Below are 22,842 nucleotides of genomic sequence, written 5' to 3'. Positions count from 1 at the left end.
ACACGGGCGCGGGCGAAGTCGTGCGCAAGACACGCGCGTCGGCGGCCGCGGCGAGCGCAGCCAGTGCCAACGGCGAAGCGGCCGGCGCCGGCGCGCTCGCGAGCGAAGTCGCGGTGCCGGTGCAGATCGGCGGTCTCGCGCCCGAAGTCACGCGCCCCGCGTATTGGGACAAGGCATGCGCGGACCTCGTCAAGCGCGATCGCATTCTCAAGAAGCTGATTCCGAAGTTCGGCCCCGTGCATCTGTTGAGCCGCGGCGATCCGTTCGTCACGCTCGCGCGCTCGGTGGTCGGCCAGCAGATTTCGGTTGCGGCCGCGCAGGCCGTGTGGGCGAGAGTCGAAGCCGCGTGTCCGAAGCTCGTGCCGCAGCAGTTCCTCAAGCTCGGTCCCGAAAAGCTGACCGCGTGCGGTCTGTCCAAGCGCAAGGCCGAGTACGTGCTCGATCTCGCGCAGCATTTCGTGTCGGGCGCGTTGCACGTCGGCAAATGGACCTCGATGGACGACGAAGCGGTGATCGCCGAACTCACGCAGATTCGCGGCATCGGCCGCTGGACCGCGGAGATGTTCCTGATCTTCAACCTGTCGCGTCCCGACGTGCTGCCGCTCGACGACCTCGGCCTGATCCGCGCGATCAGCGTCAACTATTTCAGCGGCGAACCGGTCACGCGCAGCGAGGCGCGCGAGGTTGCCGCGAACTGGGAGCCGTGGCGCACTGTCGCGACCTGGTATATGTGGCGTAGTCTCGATCCGTTGCCGGTCGACTACTGAGAGAACAGGAAACGAGGCCGCGTTTCAAAGACTATCGCGCAGGCGATATCGATAGTTGCGAAAAGGCTTTGACATCGGCGCGCGCGGTTAGAATACGCGCTGCCCGGCAAGTCCAAGGATTACAACCAATGAAGACCACGTTTCTGGATTTCGAACAGCCGATCGCTGAACTCGAAGCGAAGATCGAAGAATTGCGCTTCGTGCAGGACGACTCGGCCGTCGATATTTCGGAAGAGATCGAGCGGCTGTCCAAGAAGAGCCAGCAGCTCACCAAAGATCTGTACGCGAACCTCACACCGTGGCAGGTTTCGCAAATCGCCCGTCATCCGCAGCGCCCGTACACGTTCGACTACGTGAGCGAGCTGTTCACCGATTTCCATGAACTGCATGGCGACCGCAGCTTCGCGGACGACCTCTCGATCGTCGGCGGCCTTGCGCGTTTCAACGGCCACGCCTGCATGGTGATTGGTCATCAGAAGGGCCGCGACACCAAGGAGCGCGCGCTGCGCAACTTCGGCATGCCGCGTCCGGAAGGCTATCGCAAGGCCGAGCGCCTGATGCGCCTCGCCGAGAAATTCGGCCTGCCGATCTTTACGTTCATCGACACGCCGGGCGCGTATCCCGGCATCGGCGCGGAAGAGCGCGGCCAGTCCGAAGCGATCGGCCGCAATCTGTACGTGATGGCCGAACTGAAGACGCCGCTGATCGCGACGATCATCGGCGAAGGCGGCTCGGGCGGCGCGCTCGCGATCGCGGTGGCCGACAGCGTGCTGATGCTGCAGTTCTCGACCTACTCGGTGATTTCGCCGGAAGGCTGCGCGTCGATCCTGTGGAAGAGTGCCGCCAAGGCGCCGGAAGCGGCCGAAGCGCTGGGCCTGACCGCGCATCGCCTGAAGGCGCTGGGGCTGATCGACAAGATCGTCAACGAGCCGCTCGGCGGCGCGCATCGCGATCCGAAGGGCATGGCCGCGATGCTGCGCCGTGCGCTTGCCGATTCGCTGCGCCAGTTCCAGGGCATGAGCACCCACGACCTGCGCGAACGCCGTTTCGAACGGCTGATGGCGTACGGCAAATTCAAGGAAACGACGCCGGGCGCCTAAGCCCGCGCGCGTTGGCCTGCTTCTTTCGTCAACCTTTTTCGTCCACCGGCGCTTCCCGCGCTCACGACGTGACCACTACCGCCGACTCATCCGCCGGGCGCCTCGTGATCGAGGCGCTCGGCGCGGCGCTGTCCGCGCTTGATGGGCGTGAGGTGTCCCATGCAGCGGACGTATCCCATGGCCGCGCGCGCATCGCCGTCGCATTCAGCGGCGGCGTCGATTCGAGCGTGCTGCTCGATGCGGCAGTGCGCGTCGCGGGTGCGTCGCGGGTGGTCGCATTGCATGTGCATCACGGATTGAGCCCTCGCGCCGATGCATGGCTTGCGCACTGCGAGACGTTTGCGCACGAACGCGGTGTCGAATTCGAAGCACAGCGTGTCGAGGTATCGCGCACGCGGGGCGTGAGCATCGAAGCCGCCGCGCGCGATGCGCGTTATCGCGCGCTCGATGCGATGTGCGCGGCGCGTGGCATTCGCACGCTATGGCTCGCGCAGCATGCCGATGACCAGGCCGAGACCGTGTTGCTGCAGTTGCTGCGCGGTGCGGGGCTGGCGGGACTGGCGGCGATGGCGCCGGAGTTTCTGCCGTCGAACGCCGTGGCGACGCGCGTGCGGCCGTTGCTGCATCTGCTGCGCGCGCAGATCGAGCGCTACGCAAGCGCGCGCGGGCTGCGCTGGATCGACGACGAATCGAATGCCGACACGCGTTATGCGCGCAATGCGTTGCGCCATGAAGTGACGCCGGCGCTCGCGGTCCACTTTCCCGGCTTTCGTGACGCGCTGGCCCGCACGGCCGCGCACGCGGCTTCGGCGCAGCGTCTGCTCGATACGCTCGCGCGCATCGACATGGAAACGGCTTCGCGCGACGAGGGACGCGCGCTTGCACAGCACGCGCTGCTCGCACTCGACGACGAGCGCGCGCTGAACTTGTTGCGCTACTGGATGCGCGCGCTCGGTTTCGTCGCGGCATCGAGCGCGCGGCTTGTCGATGCGCTGCGTCAGTTGCGCGAAGCCGGTGCGGGCGAGGACGGGCATCGTCTGCGTGTCGATCATGCGGGGCATGCGTTGCGCAGCTATCGCGGGGTCGTCTACTGGGAAGCGGGCGACAGCAGCGAGCCCGCCGACGAAACCGCGCTCGTCGAGCGCGAGGTCAGCGAACTCGTGTGGCAGGGGCAGGAAGTCTGGTATTTGCCGCAGTGGCGCGGCACCTTCGTGTTCGCCTTGCTGGATGCCACCGCCGATGACGTCACCGCCAACGCCAACGCTTCGAACAACTCAGCCTCGAATAAGCACGTCGAATCCGCGGACATCGTTTCCATCGCCGTGCTTCAGCGCGCTTCGCTCAGCGCGCGGGCGCGCTGCGGCGGCGAGCGTATGCGCATGGGTTCGCCCGCGGCACCCAGCCGAACGCTGAAGAACCTGTTCCAGGAGCGCGGTATTCCCGCATGGAAGCGCGACGTGCCGCTGCTTTACGTCGGCGATGAACTGCTGTTCGTGCCGCACATCGGCGTGAATCGCGCGATCTTGGGCGAAGCTGTGTCTGCGGACGAGGCGCGCGTGCGGATCATCTGGCGCGAAGACCTGCTGATTGCCTGAGCGGTTGGACGATCGCGCGATGGGCGCACGTTGGGTTCGCGAGGGGGCTGCGATTCACGCACGCAAAAGACGAAGTGGTGAAATAGGGCGTAAATCCACGCAAAACAGGCTCCTGCAAGCCCGATTCGACGCATTTGAACGGTCCTCGTGGCTTGTCTTTTTGCGCCTAATCAGGTACTTTAGCTTGTTTGCCCGACCCGATTTCGCCATCGCTTTTGTCGCTGTCACCGGTTTGCGAGCGTGATCCGTCGTTGCCGTCCAGTTCCGACCCGCCATTAGCGATCTCATTCCCGGGCAAATCCGCGCGTGCTGCACGCGCGCTGCATCTACGCCGCCATACACTTTGCCGCCGTTCACGAGACGTCGCCCCTGTGCTTTCTGTGCGGTCGTCTCCAGCGCGCCAGCGCGGTTTCTCTTCCAGTTCAGAACGACAATGGCACTCATCGTACATAAATACGGCGGCACCTCGATGGGCTCGGTCGAGCGCATCAAGAACGTCGCCAGGCGCGTCGCGAAATGGCACAAGGCCGGCCACAAGATGGTCGTCGTGCCGTCGGCAATGTCCGGCGAAACCAACCGCTTGCTCGGCCTCGCGAAAGAAATCACGACTCAGGCGAGCCCGCGCGAACTCGACATGATCGCCGCCACGGGCGAGCAGGTCAGTTCGGGTCTGCTCGCGATCGCGCTGCAGGAAGCCGGCGTCGACGCGGTCAGCTATGCAGGCTGGCAGGTGCCGGTCAAGACCGATAGCGCGTTCACGAAGGCGCGCATCAGCGAAATCGACGGCGAGCGCGTGCTGCGCGACCTCGAAGCGGGCAAGGTGGTGGTGATCACCGGCTTCCAGGGTATCGATCCCGAAGGCAATATCACGACGCTCGGCCGCGGCGGCTCGGACACCTCGGCGGTCGCGGTGGCGGCTGCGCTGAAGGCCGACGAGTGCCTGATTTATACCGACGTCGACGGCGTGTACACGACCGACCCGCGCGTGGTCGAAGAAGCGCGCCGGCTCGATCGCGTGACGTTCGAAGAAATGCTGGAAATGGCCAGCTTGGGTTCGAAGGTGCTGCAGATCCGCTCGGTGGAATTCGCCGGCAAATATCAGGTGAAGACGCGCGTGCTGTCGAGCCTGACCGATCCGCTGATGCCGCTCGGCGACGAAATGAAGTCGGGCACCCTGATTACTTTTGAAGAAGACGAGACCATGGAAAAAGCAGTCATCTCGGGCATCGCGTTCCAGCGCGACGAAGCTCGTATCGCCGTGATGGGGGTGCCGGACAAGCCGGGCATCGCGTATCAGATTCTCGGCCCGGTGGCGGACGCGAATATCGACGTCGACATGATCATCCAGAACCAGAGCGTCGACGGCAAGACGGCGTTCACGTTCACGGTCGGCCGCGGCGACTACCAGCGCGCGATCGACATTCTCAGCAACCAGGTGAAGGCGCATGTGCAGGCCGAGCAGGTGCTGGGCGACCCGAAGGTGTCGAAGGTGTCGGTGGTCGGCGTGGGGATGCGCTCGCACGTCGGCATCGCGAGCAAGATGTTCCGCACGCTGTCGGAAGAGGGCATCAACATCCAGATGATCTCGACGTCCGAAATCAAGATTTCGGTGCTGATCGACGAAAAGTATATGGAGCTCGCGGTGCGCGCGCTGCATAAGGCGTTCGAACTGGATCAGGCGTAAATTGCGGAAATAGCGGGGCGCGGAAGCGCCCCGTTTGTTTTGTGCCGCCGATGTGAACAGATTATGTCGCTCATCTCGCTGCTGGCACAAAAAATGTTCTCCAGACATTGACCTTATCGGCACGGCCCGCTATTATCTTGGCTTCGTCGCACTGACTCCCTGTGCGACAGAAAGTTTGGGAGACGTGGCCGAGAGGTCGAAGGCACTCCCCTGCTAAGGGAGCATCTGGGCCAAAACCTGGATCGAGGGTTCGAATCCCTCCGTCTCCGCCAGAAATGGCGGTGGAACCCCGTAAGTTTTAGGACTTACGGGGTTTTTGTTTTCTGGCCTTCATTTTTACCCATAGATGGTCTGGGCTTGCCTGTCCTCATCGACAACGGCTTTCACTGGCGAAGCGGCTCAATCATGGATCGAGTCAGGCGCGAGCGCAGTGGACCGTCTCTCTGCCTGATAGCAATGCGATGGGACTTCCTCACTGTGTGCCATTGCGCGATACCGCCTGCGAGCTCGTGAAGAAGGCGATGCAGACAGCAAAGTACGGCTATCTTTTTCCGGGCGACAAAAAAGGGCGCTCCGCTATCGAATGTGGCGATGCTGGAGTTGCTTGATGGTATGGGTTATGCCGACATCACGGTCCGCGGTTTTCGCTCCACGTTTCAGGATTGGGCCGAGGAATATGGTGAGTATCCGGGGGTACTTGCCGACAAGGCGATCGCTCACAAGACGCTAACAAGGCGCGGTGTGCATACCAGCGAGGAGGTATGCATCTTTGCCGACGCAAATAGATCATCGATCCGGAGCGTATGGGTAGCCGCTTCGTGACTTCGTAACAGACTGGGCACAATCGGCCAGCAGACGACCTTCGCGGGCACCGAGGTTTGGACATCCAGACGTCCGTTGCGTCCTGAAGGCGGCCGTCTAAATCGCGAGTACAGCCCGAGTGCTCCCCGATGGATGGCTGGCAAGCAATGCAGCGCAGCGCTCCCGCAAGAAAGCATGCAACGCGTCAATCGCCGGCGACAGTTGCGCACGGTGTGCACAAATCAGGTGTAGGGGCGCCGGCTCGCAATACTCAGGGGGAAATAGCTGCACCAGTCGACCTGCCTTCAGATCGTCGATGAGGTCTAGCCGCGACTTGTAGACAAGACCTTCCCCAGCTACCGCCCAGCGACGGACTGCATCGGCATCGTCGCTGATGCGATTGCCTGTGACGGCCACGGTGCGCTCGCCGCTAGGCGGGGTAAAGCGCCAGCGTTCATGTATCTGCTCGCTCCAGACGTACCGAAGGCAGTTGTGTCGCCGCAGATCCTCAATTTTGGCCGGTGCGCCATGCCGTTCGAGGTATGACGGCGCGGCACACAATGCGCGTCGATTGTCGTCGACCAGTTTCATGGCCAGAAGAGACGAATCCGGCAGCGCTCCGTAGCGCACGACTGCGTCCAGCGGCTGGCGGATCAGGTCGGCCGCACGGTCGCTTATTTTCACGTGCAGCGATATACCAGGGTGCCGGTGCTGAAATTCATCCAGCCACGGTAACAGCAGGTTTCGACCAAAGTCAGACGGCGCGGACAGCCGCAGCGGCCCGGACAGCGCCCCCCGGCCGTTGGCGAGAGCCTGCTGGCCTTGCTCCAGCGCGCCAATCATGACGCGCGCATGCGGCAGGTAACGCTCCCCGGCCTCCGAGAGTTGCATGCTGCGCGTGGACCGTGTGAACAGGCGCGTGTCCAATGCCTTTTCGAGCCGCTGAACTGACGCACTCGCATGGGCGGGCGCGATATTCAGCTGGCGTGCCGCCTCAGAGAAGCTGCCGTAATCCACCGTGTGCACGAAGATCTGAACGTCATCGAGTCGAATCATTTTCATTGAAATGCCGAAATTGTTTGGGCTCGGCGGGTATTTATCTGTATATCGGCGAAAGATAACATGGTCTCAATCATCCTTGGAGACCACGTTTATGAAAGCCATCGGCTTCTATCAGAACCATCCCATCAGCCACCCGCAGGCGCTGCAGGATATCGAGCTACCGACGCCGGAACTGCGCGACTACGATCTGCTGGTCGAAGTGAAGGCGGTATCGGTCAACCCGGTCGATACCAAAATCCGGCGCGGCGGAGATATTCCGGAAGGCGGTGCGCGCATCGCCGGCTGGGACGCGGCGGGAATCGTCCGCGCGACCGGTCCGCTGGTCACCCGCTTCAAGGCAGGCGACCGTGTCTGGTACGCGGGTGACATCAAGCGGCCCGGCAGCAACAGCGAACTGCACGCCGTAGACGAACGCATCGTCGGACCCATGCCGACCTCACTGGACTTCGCCGCGTCCGCGTCGTTGCCGCTGACGACCATCACTGCGTGGGAGCTGCTGTTCGACCGTCTGCGTGTTCAGACCGCGGACCCGACCGACAACAACGTGCTGCTCGTCATTGGAGCGGCGGGCGGCGTCGGCTCGATTCTGACCCAACTGGCGCGCGAGTTGACCGGCATGACCGTCATCGGCACGGCCTCGCGGCCCGAAACCCGCGAGTGGGTGCTGGCCCATGGCGCACATTACGTCCTCGATCATCATCAGGACTGGGCACCCCAATTGGCCGCGCTCGGCATCGAGCACGTTAGCCACGTCGCCGGGCTGAACAACAGCGCCGCCTATGTACCGCAAATTGCCGCCGTGCTGCGCCCGGAAGGCCAGTTTGCACTCATCGACGACCCGGCGGGTCTCGACATCGGGCCGTTCAAGGGGAAATCCATCTCGATTCACTGGGAGCTGATGTTCACCCGCGCGATGTTCACCACCGACACCCTCGCACGGCAACACGCCTTGCTGCGCCGCGCGGCGGAGCTGGTCGATCTGGGCCGCCTCAAGCACACGCTGACCCGACGCATTGACGGCATCAACGCTGCAGGTCTGATCGAGGCGCATGCGCTGGTCGAGGCGGGCAACATGATCGGCAAGGTCGTCGTCGCCAATCGCTGAACCCTTCTGACAACGAGCATAAACATGACATCGCAAATCATCAGCACGACAACGATCAGCCTGGAAGCTGCGCAGGCATTACTGGCAGAAGCGCGACGCGCCTGCGCCGCGCGCGGGTTTGCCGCGACAATCGCTGTGACCGATGCCGGAGGTCACCTGCGCGCTTTCGAGCGCGCGGATACCGCCCCGTTCCTTACCGTCGACGTTGCTATCGACAAGGCATGGACGGCCGCGTCGTTCGGTATGGCCACGCACCAATGGAATCAGTACATGGCCGAGCCCACCGTTGCCCCGTTGGCGCACCATCCGCGCCTGACGCCGGTCGGCGGTGGCGTACCGATCTTCCACGAAGGGCGTCTGGTGGGGGGCATCGGTGTTTCTGGCGGAACATCGGTTCAAGACCACGAGGCAGCTGAGGAAGCGCTGCGTCACGCAGGGTTTGAGCAATAAGCCTGGAGTGTTGAGCGATCGCCTTGCCGTCAATCGACAAACGTCCACAAAAGCGGAACGGTTGCTCGTGAGGGACCGGCCTGGACGGCCGGATCATGCCGATAACTGCCGTTGAAGCTCTGGCGGCTCGAACGGCGGCTCAGGGGCGCGAAGACCCATTCATTGACAGTGAGAAGTGCCATTCGCCGACGCTGGTTTGCGAATGGCAGCAAACCAATCTGCAGCCGACGCACCATTCCTGTCGCCGAACATCGGCTATGGCCGAGTTTGAGATATTCGCCATCCTAAGCGTATGTCCGTTGTATCCCGGACCCGGACGTTGCAGCATTTGCGGTTCCAGGCAACGGCCCACGGATCTCGAGAACAGCGAACGGCCTATGCTCTGCGATCCGGTCAATGATTCAGTTCTTCCAGACGCATGCCATTGGTGCGCGGACCGAATAGTCCAATCGACAGCGCGACCACCAGCATGCAACCCGTGATGCCCGCGAATACGCCCACCACGCCAAAATCGCGCAGCAGCGCCGCGATAAAGAAGCCCGAGAACATGGCACCGATGCGGCTCGCCGAGTAGACGAGCCCGTTTGCGTGGCAGCGGATCGCCGTCGGAAACAGCTCGGCCTGGTAGGCGTGGTAGCACACCGAGATCGTCTGTCCTGCGAAGCTGATCAACACGCCCAGCGCGATCAGCAACGGCACCTCGCGCGTCTGCGCGAACGCGATCCCGCACGCGATCACGACCAGCGCGCCGCCGACGATCAGCCACTTTCGCTGGATGCGATCGGCGTAGAGCATCGACAGCAGTGGCCCGAGCGGCAACGCGAACGCAATGATGAACGAATAGAGCAGACTCTTCGTGACCGTGATGCCCTGACCGATCAGCAGCGTCGGCACCCAGTTCGCGAAGCCGTAATAGCCGATCGCCTGACAGAGGTTGAACACGACGAGCATCAGAAAGCGCGATCGATACGGCGGCTGCAGCAGTTCGGCGAACGACGCGTGGCGATGCCCGGGCTGCTCGACGACGGGCAGCGGCGGCGGCAACGGTTTGCGCGACTGCTGCGTCACGATCGTCTCGATCCGCGCGACAATCTTTTCGGCGCGTTGCGGCTGTCCATGCGACGCAAGCCAGCGCGGACTTTCCGGCACCGTGCGCCGGATGAACCACACGACGAGCGCGCCCGCCGATCCTGCCAGCATGACGATCCGCCAGCCGTCGATGCCGGACAGGGTGGTCGGTACGAGCCAGTACGACAGGATCGCGGCCATCGGCGCGGCGGTGAACATCACCATCTGGTTGAACGCCATCGCGCGGCCCCGCATATGTTGCGGCACGAGTTCGGTCACGTAACTGTCGATCGTGATGATCTCGACGCCGACGCCGATACCGGTCACGAAGCGCCAGAACAGCATCGCTTCGGGCGAGGTCTGAAAGGCCATGATCGCCGAGCCGATCGAATACCAGAGTAGCGAGACGGTAAACACGCTGCGCCGGCCGAAGCGGTCCGGCAGCCAGCCGAAGCAGAACGTGCCGACGAAGAGTCCGGAGAAGGTTGCGGCGATGAAGCCCGCGATGCCGTTCCAGCCGAACAGTGTGTGCGTGGTGGTCGCGAGCACGCCGCTTTTCGCCATGCCGGGCGCGATGTAGCCGATGAAGATCAGATCGTAGATCTCGAAGAAGCCGCCGAGCGAGATCAGTAGTACGAGCATCCACAGATGCCGCGTGACCGGCAGGCGATCCATGCGCGCCGAGATTTCCGCGCCGGGCTGAACGTCGACGCGAACGGCCGGCGGAACGTGCGGGATGGCGCCCGCGGGAACGGTCTGCTGCATGGTGTCTCCTGATGTTATAAGCGATGGCATGTCTGACGAATGCATCACGGATGCGCCTATGCGCTCGCGCGCGCCTTCAGCCGCGACAGAATCTCCTGCGTGTGTTCGCCGACTCGCGCGAGCGCCTGACGCACGCCCGGCCGGCGGCCACCTAGCGTGATCGGCAGCAGCACGACGTCGGTGGTGCCGCCATCGTCGGTTTGCATCGGCACGAGACCGCCGCTCGCCTTCAGATGCGGATCGTCCATCAACTGGTCGGGACGCACGATCGGCGCGTACGGAATGCCGGCCGCTTCAAGCTTCGGCGCAAGCTCGTCGACGCGGTGATCCTTCAGGATCGCGCCGAGACAGGCGAGCAGTTCGGGACGCACGGCCACGCGCAATGCGTTGTCGGCGAAGCGCGGTTCCTGCGCGAGTTGCGGGCATTGCAGCACGTCGCACAGCGTGACGAACTGCTTGTCGCTGACCGCGCCGATGAACAGCTGCTCACCGTGCGCCAGCGTGAACACGTCGTAGACGCTCCACGCCGACACGCGCGACGGCATTGGCGGCGGCGGCTCGCCGGTCATCGCGAACTGCTGCATGTGCTGCGACGACAGAAACACGCAGTTCTCGAACAGCGCGCTCTGCACTTCCTGGCCGCGCCCCGTCGATTCGCGTTCGCGCAGCGCCGCCAGTACGCCGATCGCGCCAAACATGCCGCCCATGATGTCGTTCACCGACGTACCCGCACGCAGCGGCCGGCCGGCGGGACCGGTCATGTAGGAGAGACCGCCCATCATCTGCACGACTTCGTCGAGCGCGAGGCGCTTCTCGTACGGCCCCGGCAAAAAGCCCTTGTGCGACACATAGATCAGCCGCGAATTGCACGCCGACAGCGTGTCGTAGTCGAGCCCCATCCTGTGCATCAGACCGGGACGGAAGTTTTCGATCATCACGTCGCAGGTCCCGGCCAGCTCGGCTGCGGTTTCGCGGCCTTCCTGCGTGCTGAGATCGATGACGACGCTTTTCTTGTTTCGATTGAACGAGCGGAAAAAGCCGATCCCGAGGCCCGGCAGCTTGCGCGTCCTGTCGCCGTCGGGCGGCTCGATCTTGATCACTTCGGCGCCGAGATCGGCGAGGATCATGCCGCACGTCGGTCCCATCACCATGTGCGTGAATTCGATCACGCGAACGCCGTCGAGCGGCAAACGCGGCGCGTTGGATACGTTGGACATATCGGTTTCCTCAGGCAGTCAGCGCGGCACGGCTCGATGCACGCGCGAAGGTTTTCGGCAGACCGGCGCGCCACAGCGTGCCGTGCAGCGTTTCGCCGTCGAGCCAGCGGGCCACCTTCGCCCGCAGCGCGAGCAGCGCAGGCAGATCGAGGCCCGTTTCGATGCCCATGTCGGCGAGCATGAAGGCGAGATCTTCGGTTGATGCGTTGCCGCTCGCGCCCGGCGCATGCGGGCAGCCGCCGATCCCCGCGAGCGTCGCGTCGAAGCGCTCGATGCCGGTGTCGAGCGCCGCGTAGACGTTGGCGAGCGCGAGGCCGCGCGTGTCGTGAAAGTGAGCGCACCACAGGCGATCGCCAGCGATCTGGCGCGCCGCGCCGAACAGCTCGCGCACCGCGCGCGGCCCGGCGTAGCCGACCGTATCGGCGATGCTCACGCGATCCGCGCCCGCATCGAGCAGCGCCTGCATGCAGCGCAGCACCTCGTCGGGCGCAACGCGCCCCCGGATCGTGCAGCCGAACGCGGTGCCGATGCCGCCTTCGATCAGCGTTTTCGATCCCGACGCGTCGCGCGCCGCACGAATGCGGGCGACTTCGGCGATCACTTCGTCGGGTGTCCTGCGCAGATTGGCGAGGCTGTGTTCGCGGCTCGCCGACAGTGGCACGAGCAGCAGATCGGCGCTCGCGTCGAGCGCTTTTTCCGCACCCTTCAGATTCGGCACCAGCACCGACACGAACAGGTCCGGTAGCGTTCGCGCGAACGCGACGAGATCGGCGGTATCGGCGAGCTGCGGCAACAGGCGCGCGGGCACGAACGACCCCACTTCGATCTCGCGTTGACCCGCCGCATGAGCGTCGCGAAGCCACTCGATCTTCTGGTCGGTAGGAACTATTCGTTGAAGGCTTTGCAGGCCGTCGCGAAGACCGACTTCGCGGATCACGGCGCGCGGGGGAAGTGAGGGCATCGGGGCTGTCTCCGGAATCTCGCCGGTCGTCGGATCGCCAGCGTCGTGGTAACTTTAGACATTCCAGAACCGTAGTAAAGCGGCATTCCGGAAGCGCCATGCTTCCGGATCGGAATGTCAAAGGAGACACGTCGTGCGCGATCTCGATCTGAAAACCCTGCGGCTCTTCGTGGCCGTCTGCGATCACCACAACATCGCGCGTGCCGCCGAAGAGGCGCATATCGAGCCATCGGCGATCAGCAAACGCATCGCGCAGCTGGAAGCGGATCTCGGCATTGCGCTGCTTGAACGCTCGCGGCGCGGCGTGTCGCCGACCGGCGCTGGCCTCGCGCTGCTCGAACACGCGCGCACCGTGCTGTTCACTGTCGAGCGGATCGGCAGCGACGTCGCCGCGTTCGGTGGCGGGCTGCGCGGGCGCGTCGGCATCTGCGCATCGGCTTCGGCGATCGCCGAAACGCTGCTCGACGATGTGGCGTCGTTCATGCGCGAGCCGGCCAACGCGAATATTCGCGTCGACGTCGAGGAGCGCCAGTCGCACGACCTCGTGCGGCAGTTGCGCGAAGGTGCGGCGAGTATCGGCGTGTGCTGGGATAGCGTCGATCTCCAGGGCCTGCAGCACCGCGCGTATCGCCGCGATCGCCTGGCGCTGGCGGTGCATCCCGACCACCCGCTCGCCGGCAAACGATCCATCGCGTTCGACGAAACCTTTGCATACGAGCACGTCGGCCTGCCGCCGACCACCGCCGTTCATTCGATGCTGCAACGCGCCGCAGCCAGCAAAGGCGCGATGCTGTCGTATCGCGTGATCGTGTCGAGCTTCGATGCGGCGTTCCGCGTCGTCGCGGCGGGCCTCGGTATCAGCGTGGTGCCTGAGGAAGTGGCGGCCCTCTACCGGAAGGTGTTCAGGGTCAAGACGATTCCGCTCACCGACGCGTGGGCGGATCGCCGCTTCGTGGTGTGCTTTCGCGGCTTCGATCAGTTGCAACCCGCTGCACAGCGCGTCGTCGATCACCTGGCGCGCCGTGCCCATGAGGCTTGAACTTGTGCAATGCACTTCGTTAGAGCGAGAAATGGAGGCGTCCCGTCGACAAGCCGGAGCACGCTGCATTGACCTGAGCGCCGGTTGCTATCGGTTCGCCTCACAGCGTGCGGTATCGCCGAGCGCCACGTCGATAGTCAATCGGCCCGTATTGACCTCGTAGCAGTCATTCGATTCCGGCGCTTCAGTTCGCGACACAGTTCGACGAAACGTCGGCATACGTTGCAAATGGTCGAGCCGTGGAGTTGACCCTGTAATTCCGGTGCCAGACATCCTGTCAGCCGCACCAGTTCGATATTGCACTGGCATAAATCGGTGGAATAGGGATGTGTCGCTGTAGCGGTAGATTCGGTTTGCCACTGCGTCTGGCTCAGCATATATCGAAGCCACTCGCAGTTGACGCGAACGCGTAGTACCTGAAGAACCCGGGATGTGACTCGCCGAGTGTCGAAAAGTGAATTCTTGCGCAGACTAATACGCCTGTTGGCGAAGGCAACACAGTCGTCGAATTTGACATTCAGATCGTCCTCCGATTAATGAGGAGCCTTGCTCAACGCTTTCCACACTACTTTGGTGGCGGTGCGGAACGCCGCTGGCTCAGGTGCGTTTTCTTTGGCACGGCGCAGGAACACGATCAATCCTTGCCAGTGCGAATAGATTAGCGAACCTCGCAGATGACATTCTTCCTGAGACAACTCGGTGTTGATCTGTGCAACGAGTCCGCCGAATATGTTCAGAAACTCGCCGCTAACGTGCACCATCAACTCGCTGACCGACTCCATATGTTCCGCGAGACACCAGCATTCGAGTGCAAAAGAGCTGACTACATTTTTCGGATCGGTGAGCGCGGCGAAGGTCTCGTCCAGAATTGCCTCAAGCCGTGCCTCGGGAGCCATGCTTTTATCCGCGGCGAGCAAGCGGTAGCGTTGCAGATAACGCTTGGCCAGTTCCTCTATCGTCGAGTGCAGCAGCAACTCGCGGCTACCGAAGTAATGCTGCAGCGTGGCGAGCCGGATGCCGGCATCCGCCGCCACGCGTCGTTGCGTGAAGCCCGCATTGCCTTCTGCGGCAAATACCTTGATGGCAGTCTCGAGGATATCAGGGACGCGGGTGGTCCGATTGCCGCGTCGCTTCGGCGTGGTGTCGGCTTCCTTCGCACCAAGGTCCTCTGAACTAATTTTCAAATCTTTCATATTATAAATCCTCTTCAATTGCCGGCTACGCACGCATGCTGGTCGAGAGCGCGTTCGTATCGTTCCAGGGAGCGTCACTTTGTTGGTCAATAAACCAATTATAGATAGCACCGACAGGTCCGCTTTCATTTGCCAATGTCGCCGGCCTTACCGCTTGGATGCGGTGCAGCATGGCATTTTAAGGCGGTGATCCTATCGTTTACCCCTTCGTCGAAAATCTTGTTAATTGGTCTTTTGACCACTATTATTGGTCAATTGACCAAATAAAAAATAAGGCGAGCATCGCAGTGTGCCCGCGCCACACCGGAGAGTCGAGTCCCCGGCATGTGAGGCGCGTTCAGATGGACAACCGTCAAAGAGGTTTGCGTGGCTTGATCGATAACTGGATCGGATTGTCGCCTTTGGCGATTAGCCGTGTCTTGCGCGTGAGTCGCAGGGAAGCGCGCTGCGTATGTGCGGGAGTCCGGCGTGTATTGAGGGCACCTTCGTTCATGCTTTTCCAGCATGACGATGGATCCTGGCGCATTTTTCCGCCCGGCGTTAACCCGCCAACTTTGCGTTCCGGATAACACCTGTTCGCTTCATCATTCGTCAAGCACGCGGCGTGCTTGCGTTCACGGCGGCATCGCAGCGTATCCATCAGGTCGTGATGACGATGGATGCGATTCGGAATCCTATTGTTTGAGGCGAGCGTATCGCCGCGTTGCAAGCATGAATCTAGCTTGCCTTACCCCGACTATTGTCCTGGTGAGTTCGGGCTGGAGATTGCTCGTCGTTCCAGCCTGGCATTGCCAGATAGCGTTCTACGAGCTCTTCGTCGGCGGAGAATCCTATGGAGTTCGCCAGATGGCAGGCTGCGGAAGTCCAGGCCAGACCGTCGAAGAGCCAGTCGCCGACCGCCTGGATCGTATGTGCGAGTGCAAACCGGGTTCTTGGATGCAGCAGATGATGTCGTTTATCGATGCTCATGTCTTCTCCATGGATCAACGGGCTGGTTTTGACGAACTGTGCCGTGAAGTGAGATGCCCCGCAGCAGGGATTTACCCATCCTTGACAGACAGAATCAAAGCGAGCAGTATTTGTCAAAGGTTCATCCAATGATAAATTGAAATGAACACATGATGAAGCGACCGGTTTTGAGCGGGATGGCATCCAGGGACACACGGAAAACAGGAGGGGAAGATGGGCAGTGCACTTGAGGGCATGAAAGTCCTCGACTTTACTCAGATGATGAATGGTCCTTTCGGCACGATGCTGCTCGCGGATTTCGGGGCGGACGTGATCAAGGTCGAGCCGCCGGTTGGCGATACGATGCGTCTGACCGGTGAAACTTTTCTCGGCGATGACGCGGTGTATTTCCTGACATTGAACCGCAACAAGCGCAGCGTGATCGTCGATCTGGCGACGCCGGAAGGTCAGCGCGTGGCGCAGGAAATGGCGAAGCAGGTCGACATCGTGGTGGAAAACTTCCGACCCGGCGTAGCCGAGAAACTCGGCATCAGCTACGAAACGCTGTCGGCGCTCAATCCACGCCTGATCTATTGTTCGACCTCGGCATTCGGCCGCACAGGCGAGGATAGCTATCGTCCGGGCATGGACCCGGTCGTGCAGGCCATGTCCGGCATCATGCAACTCACGGGTGATGAGAACACAGGTCCGCTAAAAACGGGCATGCCGTATTCCGATCTGATTACGCCGTTGCTGTCGACCATCGGTGTGCTCGCCGCCGTCCAGTCGCGTAACAAAACCGGGCGTGGCCAGCGTGTGGATCTGTCGATGATCGATGCGACCATTTTCAGCATGATCCCGCGCGACGCGTATTACTTCGCGACCGGCGAAACACCGGGACGCATTGGTAATGCGCATTGGCAGATCGTGCCGTACAACACCTATCGCACGTCCGACGATCGTCACATTATGGTGATCGCACATACCGACAAGTTCTGGCGTGTGCTTGCTTCGGCTGTCGGCGCAACGGAACTGCTTGACGACGAGCGTCTGAAAACCAAGGATGGCCGCCTTGCGCATCGCGATGTCGTTGATGAAGGTCTGGCGAAAGCGTTCGCCAGAGAATCGCTCGCTCACTGGAATGAGAAACTGCGGGAGGCGCACGCCATGTTCTCGCCAGTACTCAATTTCGAAGAGGTCTTTGAAGACCCGCGAGTTCAGGAGGACCTGGTCGTCGAACTCGATCATCCGAAAGCGGGCAAGTTCAAGGTCGTGACGAATCCGATCCGTCTGTCGGAGACGCCACCCTCGATCCGGCGCCCGCCGCCGGTACTCGGTCAACATACCGAAGAAATTCTGCGTGAGTTCGGCATCAAGACGGCACAAGCGCAACCGGCCTCCGCTTCGGCAGTGCTCGGAAACGAGTGAGCATGCTCATGACGGACACAATCAAAGCGGCCACGGCCGCGGAACTGCCGCCGCTTGGCCAGCATGAACCGCCATTGCAAGGCGTGCGCGTGCTCGATCTGTCGCGTGTCCTCGCCGCTCCGTTCTGCGCGATGATGCTAGCCGATCTGGGCGCCGAGGTAATCAAGGTCGAGCACCCCAAAGGGGGAGACCAGACGCGTCACTGGGGCACGGCGATTCAAGGCGGAGAGCGCACGTACTACCTCGCGATCAACCGCACCAAGCAATCGATCGCGATCGACTTCTCGAAGCCGGAAGGCGCCGAACTCGTCAAAGCGCTGGCGCGCGAAAGCGACGTGCTGGTTGAAAACTACATGCTGGGTGCGCTCGATCGCTACGGCTTGGGCTACGAGGCCTTGTGCGCGGAGAATCCCAGGTTGATCTATTGCTCGGTGAGTGGTTATGGTCGCACGGGCCCGAGTGCGCAGCGGCCTGGCTACGATTCGGTGATTCAGGCGGAAAGCGGCATCATGTCAATCACCGGTGAACCGGATGGCGAACCGTCGAAAGCGGGTGTGCCGATCTGCGATATCACGGCCGGCATGTATGCGACCCAGGCGATTCTCGCGGCGATTGTGCGCCGCTTGCGTAACGGCCACGGCGAAGCCATCGACATCGCTCTATTCGACTGCACGCTGGCAAATCACACCTCGGTGGCAGCCAACGCGCTGCTACTGGATCACGCGCCAGGGCGTTATGGCAATAGCCATGCGGACATCATTCCGCAGGGTATGTATCACGCGTCCGACGGTCCGATCATGTTCCACGTCGGCAGCGATGCGCAGTTCGCGCGTTTCTGTTCCGACGTGCTGGACATGCCAGCGCTCGCTGCAGACCCCCGATTTGTCGACAACGACGGACGCCGCGCAAATCGCGACGTGCTCGACGAACTGATGTCGAAACGCCTGAAGACGCGTTCGCGCCAAGACTGGATTCCGCTGTTTCGCCGCGCGGGTGTGCCAGCTGGTGTTGTCCAGAACGTGCTCGAAGCGCTCAGATCCGACGAATCGAAAGCGCGCGACATGGTCTGCGAAATTGACCATCCCACCGCCGGCCGCATCAATCTCGTGAACTCACCGCTGAAGATGCGGGAGAGCACGCTGGCACCGCCAGCCGCGCCACCGCTACTCGGCGAGCATACGGATCGAATCCTTGAGGGGCGCCTCAAGCTGGATGCCGCCGCGATTGCCGGTTTACGCGCGGCTGGCATCGTAGGTTGATATCAGGAGACACAGTCATGTATGACGACAATTCATCTGCACCGGCATTTCCGATGGGGCGCTGTCCATTCGCGCCGCCGCCGGAATACGCGGAGATTCGCAAGAAAGAAGGGCTCTCGAAGGTCACCATGCCCGACGGTTCACTCGCGTGGATTGCTACGCGCTACGGCGATGTGCGCGCGATTCTCGGTGACAACCGCTTTTCCACCGTGCCGTCCACGCCGGGCTATCCCTTCATCGCACCCGCGCGAGCCTCGCTGCTGATGAATGAAAAGCCGCCCACCATCATTCGTATGGATGCTCCCGAGCACACCAGATACCGGCGCATGCTGACCAAGGAGTTCATGGTTCACCATATCGAGGCGATGCGCGGCGAGCTACAGCAAACGGTCGACACCTTGCTCGATGAACTCGTCGCCAAAGGGCCGCCTGCCGATCTGTTCGAGGATTTCGCTCTCGCGGTGCCGACTACCGTCATTTCGAGAATTCTCGGCGTTCCGTATGAAGACCGCGATTTTTTCCAGGAGCGCAGCAAGGCGAAGCTCGACCTGACCGCCGATCCGGAAGTGCCGGTTCGGGCCGGCGCCGAGATGCGCGAGTACCTCGATCGTTTGATTACCGAAAAGCTCGCGCGCCCCGGCAACCGCGACGACCTGATCAGCCGTCTCGTGACGAGCCAGGTGGTGCCGGGACATATGACACGCGAGGAGGCGCTTGCCACCATCGAATTGCTGTTGATGGGTGGTCATGAAACGACCGCCAACATGATCGCGCTCGGTACGCTTTCTCTGCTTATGCACCCGGATCAGAAGGACGCGCTGGTCGCAGACCCGTCGCTCGTGCGTAATGCCGTGGAGGAAATGCTGCGCTATCACACCATCGTGCATTACAACGGTCCGCGTGTGGCGCTCGAAGACGTCGATGTGAACGGCACCCTGATCCGCAAAGGCGAGGGCGTGCTGGCGTTGATCACCGCCGCGAACCGCGATCCGGATTCCTTCGAGGATCCCGACAGGTTCGACATTCGTCGCGAAGCGCTGCATCACGTGGCATTCAGCTACGGTGTGCACCAATGCCTTGGTCAGCCACTTGCTCGCGCGGAACTGCAAATCGTCTTCTCTACGCTGTTCCAGCGTTTGCCGAATCTACGCTTGACGGTGCCGGCCGACGAAATCAGGTTCCGCTACGACGCTTTTGTGTATGGCGTCGATGCCTTGCCGGTGGTGTGGTGAGCGACAGGTTGGAATGAGCGTCCGCTTGCGTGTATCTGGCGCGCGGGCGGAGACAACATCTGGAGGCAAGCATGAAAATCAAGGTGGATGCCACGAAGTGTATCGGCGCAGGACTGTGTGTGGTCGCCGCTCCCGAAGTCTTTAGCCAGAACGAGGATGATGGTCTCGTCATCGTGTTGCAGGAGTGCCCGCCGCCCGAACTGCACGAGAAGGTGCGTGAAGCGGCGCGGCTGTGCCCGGCGCTGGTCATCACGCTGGACGAATAGGCGCCGCTATCGCGTCGGAACAAACCGGAATCTGGTGGCCGTCGTGCCTGGGTGTCGCAACGCGCGGCCTCGCTCACGTCGTTACCCGTCTGGAGGTCGAGAAATATGGATGCGGGAATCGTGATCGTCGGCGCGGGGCAGGCCGGCTATCAACTGGCGGTGTCACTGCGCGATGCGGGCTATATGAAACGCGTTGTGCTTCTGGGCGAAGAGCCTGATCTGCCTTATCAGCGGCCGCCGTTGTCGAAGGCGTTTCAGAGCGGTGCTTGCGATGCCGCACAGGTGACGTTTCAGTCCGACACTTTCTATCAGGAACGCAAGATCGAACTGATGCTCGGCGTTACTGCGCTGCATATCGATCGCGAACGCCATTGCGTGATGACTGGCGACGGTCGGCGCCTCGACTACGAACACCTGGTGCTTGCGACCGGGGCACGCAATCGTCTGCTGCCGGGTTGGAACAGCACAACCAAAGGGCTGATGACGCTGCGTACGCTGGACGATGCGCGCAAGCTGCGCGAAGCGCTCGGTGAGTCGAAACGCGTGTTGATTGTGGGCGCGGGTTTCCTGGGGCTCGAGTTCGCCGCAGTGGCGGCGGTGCGTGGCGTTGCCGTTCATGTGATCGAAGCGAGTTCGCATTTGATGAGCCGTGCCGTCAGCGCGCCCGTGGCCGACGCGTTTCGTATCCACCATGAATCGAATGGCACGACTTTCGGTTTTGGTCATGGCGTGAAAAGTATCTGTGCCGAGGCAGGCCGCGTGGTCGGCGCACAGACCATGGACGGTCGCGTGCATGAAGCCGATCTGGTGGTCGTGAGTATCGGTGTGGTTCCCAATGTCGAACTCGCTGAAAAGGCACACCTGGAAACCAGCAACGGTATCGTGGTCGATGCGAATCTGGCGACTGGCGATCCATCGATCTCCGCTCTCGGCGACTGCGCGGCTTTCCCGTCGCGCTTTGCGTTCGGCCAGTGCCGGATCGAGTCGGTGCAGAACGCCGTTGACCAGGCGCGCTATCTGGCGCAGCGGCTGACCGGGCAGAGCCATGCTTTCGAAGCGGTGCCCTGGTTCTGGAGCGATCAGGGCGGCGTCAAGCTGCAGATTGCGGGAATGGCCATGCATCGGGCCGACGAGGTCGTCGTGCGTGGAGACCCAGCCGGGCTGAAATTTTCCGCCTACGGATTCGTGAACGGCCGCCTCGTGGCGGTGGAGTCGGTCAACCGTCCGGCCGATCACATTGCGGCGCGCAAGCTGCTCGCTGCCGACGCGCCAGTGTTGCCAGTCCACGTTGCGGACGCGCAATTCGATCTGCGAACGTTGCTCCAGCCGCACATCACAACACATTGAGAGACTCAATCATGTCTACGATCTATGAGACCTTGGGCGCACGGAGCGCGAACTTCATTGGTGGCACGCATCGCCTGTTGATCGGTGGCCGCTGGGTCGATGCGCAATCGGGCAACACGTTCGAGGTCTTCGATCCGGGCACCGGCGAAGTGGTGGCGCGCGTGGCCGAAGGCGATGCCGCCGATATCGACCTGGCCGTGCGGGCCGCGCGCCGCGCGTTCGAAAGCGGCGACTGGGCAAAGATGAAGCCGTCGGACCGAACGCGTCTGATGTTTCGCTTCGCCGATCTTCTCGAACATTACGGCGACGAGCTGGCCGAGATAGAAGCGGTCGACAACGGCAAGCCGCTCGCCGTCGCCAAACGCGGCATTGCCGGCACGGCCGAAATGCTGCGTTATATGGCAGGTTGGGCGACCAAGAACAATGGCGAATCCGTCAATCTGTCGGTGCCGGGGGAATGGCACGCCTATACCGCGCGCGAACCGGTCGGCGTGGTCGGCCAGATCATTCCATGGAATTTTCCGCTGTCGATGGCGATCTGGAAACTCGCGCCCGCGCTCGCGACCGGCTGTACCGTCGTGTTGAAGCCCGCGGAGCAGACGCCGCTGAACGCCTTGCGGCTCGGTCAGATCATTCAGGAAGCCGGCATTCCGGACGGAGTAGTCAACATCATTACTGGCTTCGGTGCAACCGCGGGTGCGGCGCTGGCCGCGCACCCGGGTGTCGACAAGATCGCCTTCACGGGTTCGACGGAAACCGGCAAGCGCATCGTGCAGGCTGCGCTTGGCAACCTCAAGAAGGTATCGCTCGAACTGGGCGGCAAGTCGCCCGTATTCGTGTTTCCGGATGCGAAGCTCGATCTGGCGACGGCCGGTGCGGCCAACGCGATCTTCTTCAATAGCGGCCAGGTGTGCTCGGCGGGTTCGCGCCTGTTCGTTCACAAGAAGGTTTTCGATCAGGTGGTGGACGGTGTCGTGGCTTATGGCGACAGGCTGAAGGTCGGCCATGGTCTCGCTCCCGACAGTCAGATCGGCCCGCTGATATCGAGTCAGCAGAAACAGTGCGTCGAGTCCTATATCCGCAGCGGCGTTGAAGATGGCGCGCGTCGTGTCGGGCAGAATCCGTTGCGCGGCGACGAAGGCGGATACTTCGTGCCGCCGACCGTATTCGTGGACACGACGACGGACATGTCGATCTATCGCGAGGAAATCTTCGGGCCGGTGGTCTGTGCGATGCCCTTCGACGACGAGGACATCGAGCGCATTGCCGCTCAGGCGAACGACACCGAACTGGGGCTGTTCGCGGGCATCTGGACGCAGAACCTGAGCCTCGCGCACAAGCTCGCACGACGCATCAAGGCGGGCTCGGTGTCGGTGAATGCACACATGGTCAACGATCCGGCTTTGCCGTTCGGCGGCTACAAGCAATCCGGCTGGGGCCGCGAGCGGGGGCGCGAGGTGCTCGATCTGTACACGTCGGTCAAAAGCGTGGCGGTCAATCTGGACTGAGCGGCATGGGCCGCGCGGGACCGTCGTGCAGGCGTTCGGGCAACCCA

At 62.2% G+C, this 22,842-nt stretch carries 20 protein-coding genes and 1 tRNA gene; 15 read left to right on the top strand and 6 right to left on the bottom strand.

Translation table 11 applies throughout. The features are described 5' to 3' along the window. The 6 genes from F3J20_RS27800 to F3J20_RS27775 all read left to right on the top strand — a co-directional run. Positions 1-767, top strand: a 767-nt coding sequence (locus tag F3J20_RS27800) for a DNA-3-methyladenine glycosylase (protein ID WP_167285440.1), incomplete at its 5' end; no start/stop codon positions are given. A gap of 128 nt (positions 768-895) precedes the next feature. Next, positions 896-1,867 (top strand): acetyl-CoA carboxylase carboxyltransferase subunit alpha, encoded by a 972-nt coding sequence (locus tag F3J20_RS27795; protein ID WP_167045024.1) that lies wholly within the window; start codon positions 896-898, stop codon positions 1,865-1,867. A 68-nt stretch (positions 1,868-1,935) separates the two neighbouring features. Then, positions 1,936-3,462 carry a tRNA lysidine(34) synthetase TilS gene (tilS, locus tag F3J20_RS27790; RefSeq protein ID WP_167285439.1) on the top strand — a complete coding sequence of 509 codons (1,527 nt, stop codon included), beginning with the start codon at positions 1,936-1,938 and terminating at the stop codon, positions 3,460-3,462. Between the two features lie 433 nt (positions 3,463-3,895). Further along, positions 3,896-5,146: an aspartate kinase gene (locus F3J20_RS27785; protein ID WP_167045030.1), complete on the top strand. Its 1,251-nt coding sequence runs from the start codon at positions 3,896-3,898 to the stop codon at positions 5,144-5,146. A 178-nt stretch (positions 5,147-5,324) separates the two neighbouring features. Then, positions 5,325-5,418, top strand: a tRNA-Ser gene (locus F3J20_RS27780). A gap of 319 nt (positions 5,419-5,737) precedes the next feature. Continuing rightward, on the top strand, positions 5,738-5,968 hold the full coding sequence (locus F3J20_RS27775; RefSeq protein ID WP_167285438.1) for a hypothetical protein: 231 nt from the start codon (positions 5,738-5,740) through the stop codon (positions 5,966-5,968). 96 nt (positions 5,969-6,064) lie between these two features. On the opposite strand, the gene F3J20_RS27770 is transcribed toward F3J20_RS27775, so the two are convergent. Then, positions 6,065-7,003, bottom strand: a complete 939-nt coding sequence (locus tag F3J20_RS27770) for a LysR family transcriptional regulator (protein ID WP_167285443.1) — start codon at positions 7,001-7,003, stop codon at positions 6,065-6,067. Positions 7,004-7,100: 97 nt separating this feature from the next. On the opposite strand from F3J20_RS27770, the gene F3J20_RS27765 reads away from it, so the two are divergent. Next, the gene (locus F3J20_RS27765) at positions 7,101-8,114 is read left to right on the top strand and encodes a zinc-binding alcohol dehydrogenase family protein (RefSeq protein WP_167285437.1); all 1,014 of its coding nucleotides are present in this window, start codon (positions 7,101-7,103) and stop codon (positions 8,112-8,114) included. 24 nt (positions 8,115-8,138) lie between these two features. Beyond that, positions 8,139-8,564, top strand: a complete 426-nt coding sequence (locus F3J20_RS27760) for a heme-binding protein (protein ID WP_167045036.1) — start codon at positions 8,139-8,141, stop codon at positions 8,562-8,564. Between the two features lie 393 nt (positions 8,565-8,957). On the opposite strand, the gene F3J20_RS27755 is transcribed toward F3J20_RS27760, so the two are convergent. Genes F3J20_RS27755 through F3J20_RS27745 form a run of 3 tightly spaced genes read right to left on the bottom strand, consistent with a single transcriptional unit; the run spans position 8,958 to position 12,575 of the window. Continuing rightward, positions 8,958-10,397, bottom strand: a complete 1,440-nt coding sequence (locus tag F3J20_RS27755; RefSeq protein ID WP_167285436.1) for an MFS transporter — start codon at positions 10,395-10,397, stop codon at positions 8,958-8,960. Between the two features lie 56 nt (positions 10,398-10,453). Then, positions 10,454-11,614, bottom strand: a complete 1,161-nt coding sequence (locus tag F3J20_RS27750) for a CaiB/BaiF CoA-transferase family protein (protein ID WP_167285435.1) — start codon at positions 11,612-11,614, stop codon at positions 10,454-10,456. Between the two features lie 10 nt (positions 11,615-11,624). Beyond that, positions 11,625-12,575, bottom strand: a complete 951-nt coding sequence (locus F3J20_RS27745) for a hydroxymethylglutaryl-CoA lyase (protein WP_167285434.1) — start codon at positions 12,573-12,575, stop codon at positions 11,625-11,627. A gap of 133 nt (positions 12,576-12,708) precedes the next feature. Between F3J20_RS27745 and F3J20_RS27740 the strand changes: the two genes are divergently transcribed. Further along, on the top strand, positions 12,709-13,614 hold the full coding sequence (locus F3J20_RS27740; protein WP_167285433.1) for a LysR family transcriptional regulator: 906 nt from the start codon (positions 12,709-12,711) through the stop codon (positions 13,612-13,614). A 533-nt stretch (positions 13,615-14,147) separates the two neighbouring features. Here the strand turns inward: F3J20_RS27740 and F3J20_RS27735 are convergent. Both F3J20_RS27735 and F3J20_RS27730 read right to left on the bottom strand, forming a co-directional pair. Next, positions 14,148-14,807: a TetR/AcrR family transcriptional regulator gene (locus tag F3J20_RS27735; protein ID WP_167285432.1), complete on the bottom strand. Its 660-nt coding sequence runs from the start codon at positions 14,805-14,807 to the stop codon at positions 14,148-14,150. Between the two features lie 717 nt (positions 14,808-15,524). Next, entirely contained in the window at positions 15,525-15,776 is a 252-nt protein-coding gene (locus tag F3J20_RS27730; protein ID WP_167049226.1) for a hypothetical protein, read from the bottom strand. A 213-nt stretch (positions 15,777-15,989) separates the two neighbouring features. On the opposite strand from F3J20_RS27730, the gene F3J20_RS27725 reads away from it, so the two are divergent. From F3J20_RS27725 to F3J20_RS27700, 6 genes are all read left to right on the top strand, one after another. Further along, positions 15,990-17,183, top strand: coding sequence for a CoA transferase (locus tag F3J20_RS27725; protein WP_167285431.1), 1,194 nt, complete (start codon positions 15,990-15,992; stop codon positions 17,181-17,183). Between the two features lie 2 nt (positions 17,184-17,185). Then, on the top strand, positions 17,186-18,442 hold the full coding sequence (locus tag F3J20_RS27720; RefSeq protein WP_345889932.1) for a CoA transferase: 1,257 nt from the start codon (positions 17,186-17,188) through the stop codon (positions 18,440-18,442). 173 nt (positions 18,443-18,615) lie between these two features. Continuing rightward, positions 18,616-19,674 carry a cytochrome P450 gene (locus F3J20_RS27715; protein WP_345889931.1) on the top strand — a complete coding sequence of 353 codons (1,059 nt, stop codon included), beginning with the start codon at positions 18,616-18,618 and terminating at the stop codon, positions 19,672-19,674. 71 nt (positions 19,675-19,745) lie between these two features. Further along, entirely contained in the window at positions 19,746-19,940 is a 195-nt protein-coding gene (locus F3J20_RS27710) for a ferredoxin (protein ID WP_167049231.1), read from the top strand. Between the two features lie 105 nt (positions 19,941-20,045). Next, on the top strand, positions 20,046-21,287 hold the full coding sequence (locus F3J20_RS27705) for an FAD-dependent oxidoreductase (RefSeq protein WP_167285430.1): 1,242 nt from the start codon (positions 20,046-20,048) through the stop codon (positions 21,285-21,287). A gap of 11 nt (positions 21,288-21,298) precedes the next feature. After that, positions 21,299-22,795 (top strand): aldehyde dehydrogenase family protein, encoded by a 1,497-nt coding sequence (locus F3J20_RS27700; RefSeq protein WP_167285429.1) that lies wholly within the window; start codon positions 21,299-21,301, stop codon positions 22,793-22,795. Positions 22,796-22,842 lie beyond the last annotated feature (47 nt).

It is taken from the genome of Paraburkholderia sp. Cy-641 (assembly GCF_011752945.1).
GTDB lineage: Bacteria > Pseudomonadota > Gammaproteobacteria > Burkholderiales > Burkholderiaceae > Paraburkholderia.
Note: the sequence above shows the minus strand (reverse complement) of the source record. Positions and strands in the feature narration are given on the sequence as shown.

What these genes read in the sequence shown, in the direction of transcription:
- F3J20_RS27705 (WP_167285430.1), top strand. Translation starts at nt 20,046, where the DNA reads ATGGATGCGGGAATCGTGATCGTCGGCGCGGGGCAGGCCGGCTATCAA.
- F3J20_RS27770 (WP_167285443.1), bottom strand. Translation starts at nt 7,003, where the DNA reads ATGATTCGACTCGATGACGTTCAGATCTTCGTGCACACGGTGGATTAC.
- F3J20_RS27775 (WP_167285438.1), top strand. Translation starts at nt 5,738, where the DNA reads ATGCTGGAGTTGCTTGATGGTATGGGTTATGCCGACATCACGGTCCGC.
- F3J20_RS27745 (WP_167285434.1), bottom strand. Translation starts at nt 12,575, where the DNA reads ATGCCCTCACTTCCCCCGCGCGCCGTGATCCGCGAAGTCGGTCTTCGC.
- F3J20_RS27720 (WP_345889932.1), top strand. Translation starts at nt 17,186, where the DNA reads ATGCTCATGACGGACACAATCAAAGCGGCCACGGCCGCGGAACTGCCG.
- F3J20_RS27795 (WP_167045024.1), top strand. Translation starts at nt 896, where the DNA reads ATGAAGACCACGTTTCTGGATTTCGAACAGCCGATCGCTGAACTCGAA.
- F3J20_RS27730 (WP_167049226.1), bottom strand. Translation starts at nt 15,776, where the DNA reads ATGAGCATCGATAAACGACATCATCTGCTGCATCCAAGAACCCGGTTT.
- F3J20_RS27735 (WP_167285432.1), bottom strand. Translation starts at nt 14,807, where the DNA reads ATGAAAGATTTGAAAATTAGTTCAGAGGACCTTGGTGCGAAGGAAGCC.
- F3J20_RS27760 (WP_167045036.1), top strand. Translation starts at nt 8,139, where the DNA reads ATGACATCGCAAATCATCAGCACGACAACGATCAGCCTGGAAGCTGCG.
- F3J20_RS27750 (WP_167285435.1), bottom strand. Translation starts at nt 11,614, where the DNA reads ATGTCCAACGTATCCAACGCGCCGCGTTTGCCGCTCGACGGCGTTCGC.
- F3J20_RS27710 (WP_167049231.1), top strand. Translation starts at nt 19,746, where the DNA reads ATGAAAATCAAGGTGGATGCCACGAAGTGTATCGGCGCAGGACTGTGT.
- F3J20_RS27755 (WP_167285436.1), bottom strand. Translation starts at nt 10,397, where the DNA reads ATGCAGCAGACCGTTCCCGCGGGCGCCATCCCGCACGTTCCGCCGGCC.
- F3J20_RS27765 (WP_167285437.1), top strand. Translation starts at nt 7,101, where the DNA reads ATGAAAGCCATCGGCTTCTATCAGAACCATCCCATCAGCCACCCGCAG.
- F3J20_RS27700 (WP_167285429.1), top strand. Translation starts at nt 21,299, where the DNA reads ATGTCTACGATCTATGAGACCTTGGGCGCACGGAGCGCGAACTTCATT.
- F3J20_RS27785 (WP_167045030.1), top strand. Translation starts at nt 3,896, where the DNA reads ATGGCACTCATCGTACATAAATACGGCGGCACCTCGATGGGCTCGGTC.
- F3J20_RS27725 (WP_167285431.1), top strand. Translation starts at nt 15,990, where the DNA reads ATGGGCAGTGCACTTGAGGGCATGAAAGTCCTCGACTTTACTCAGATG.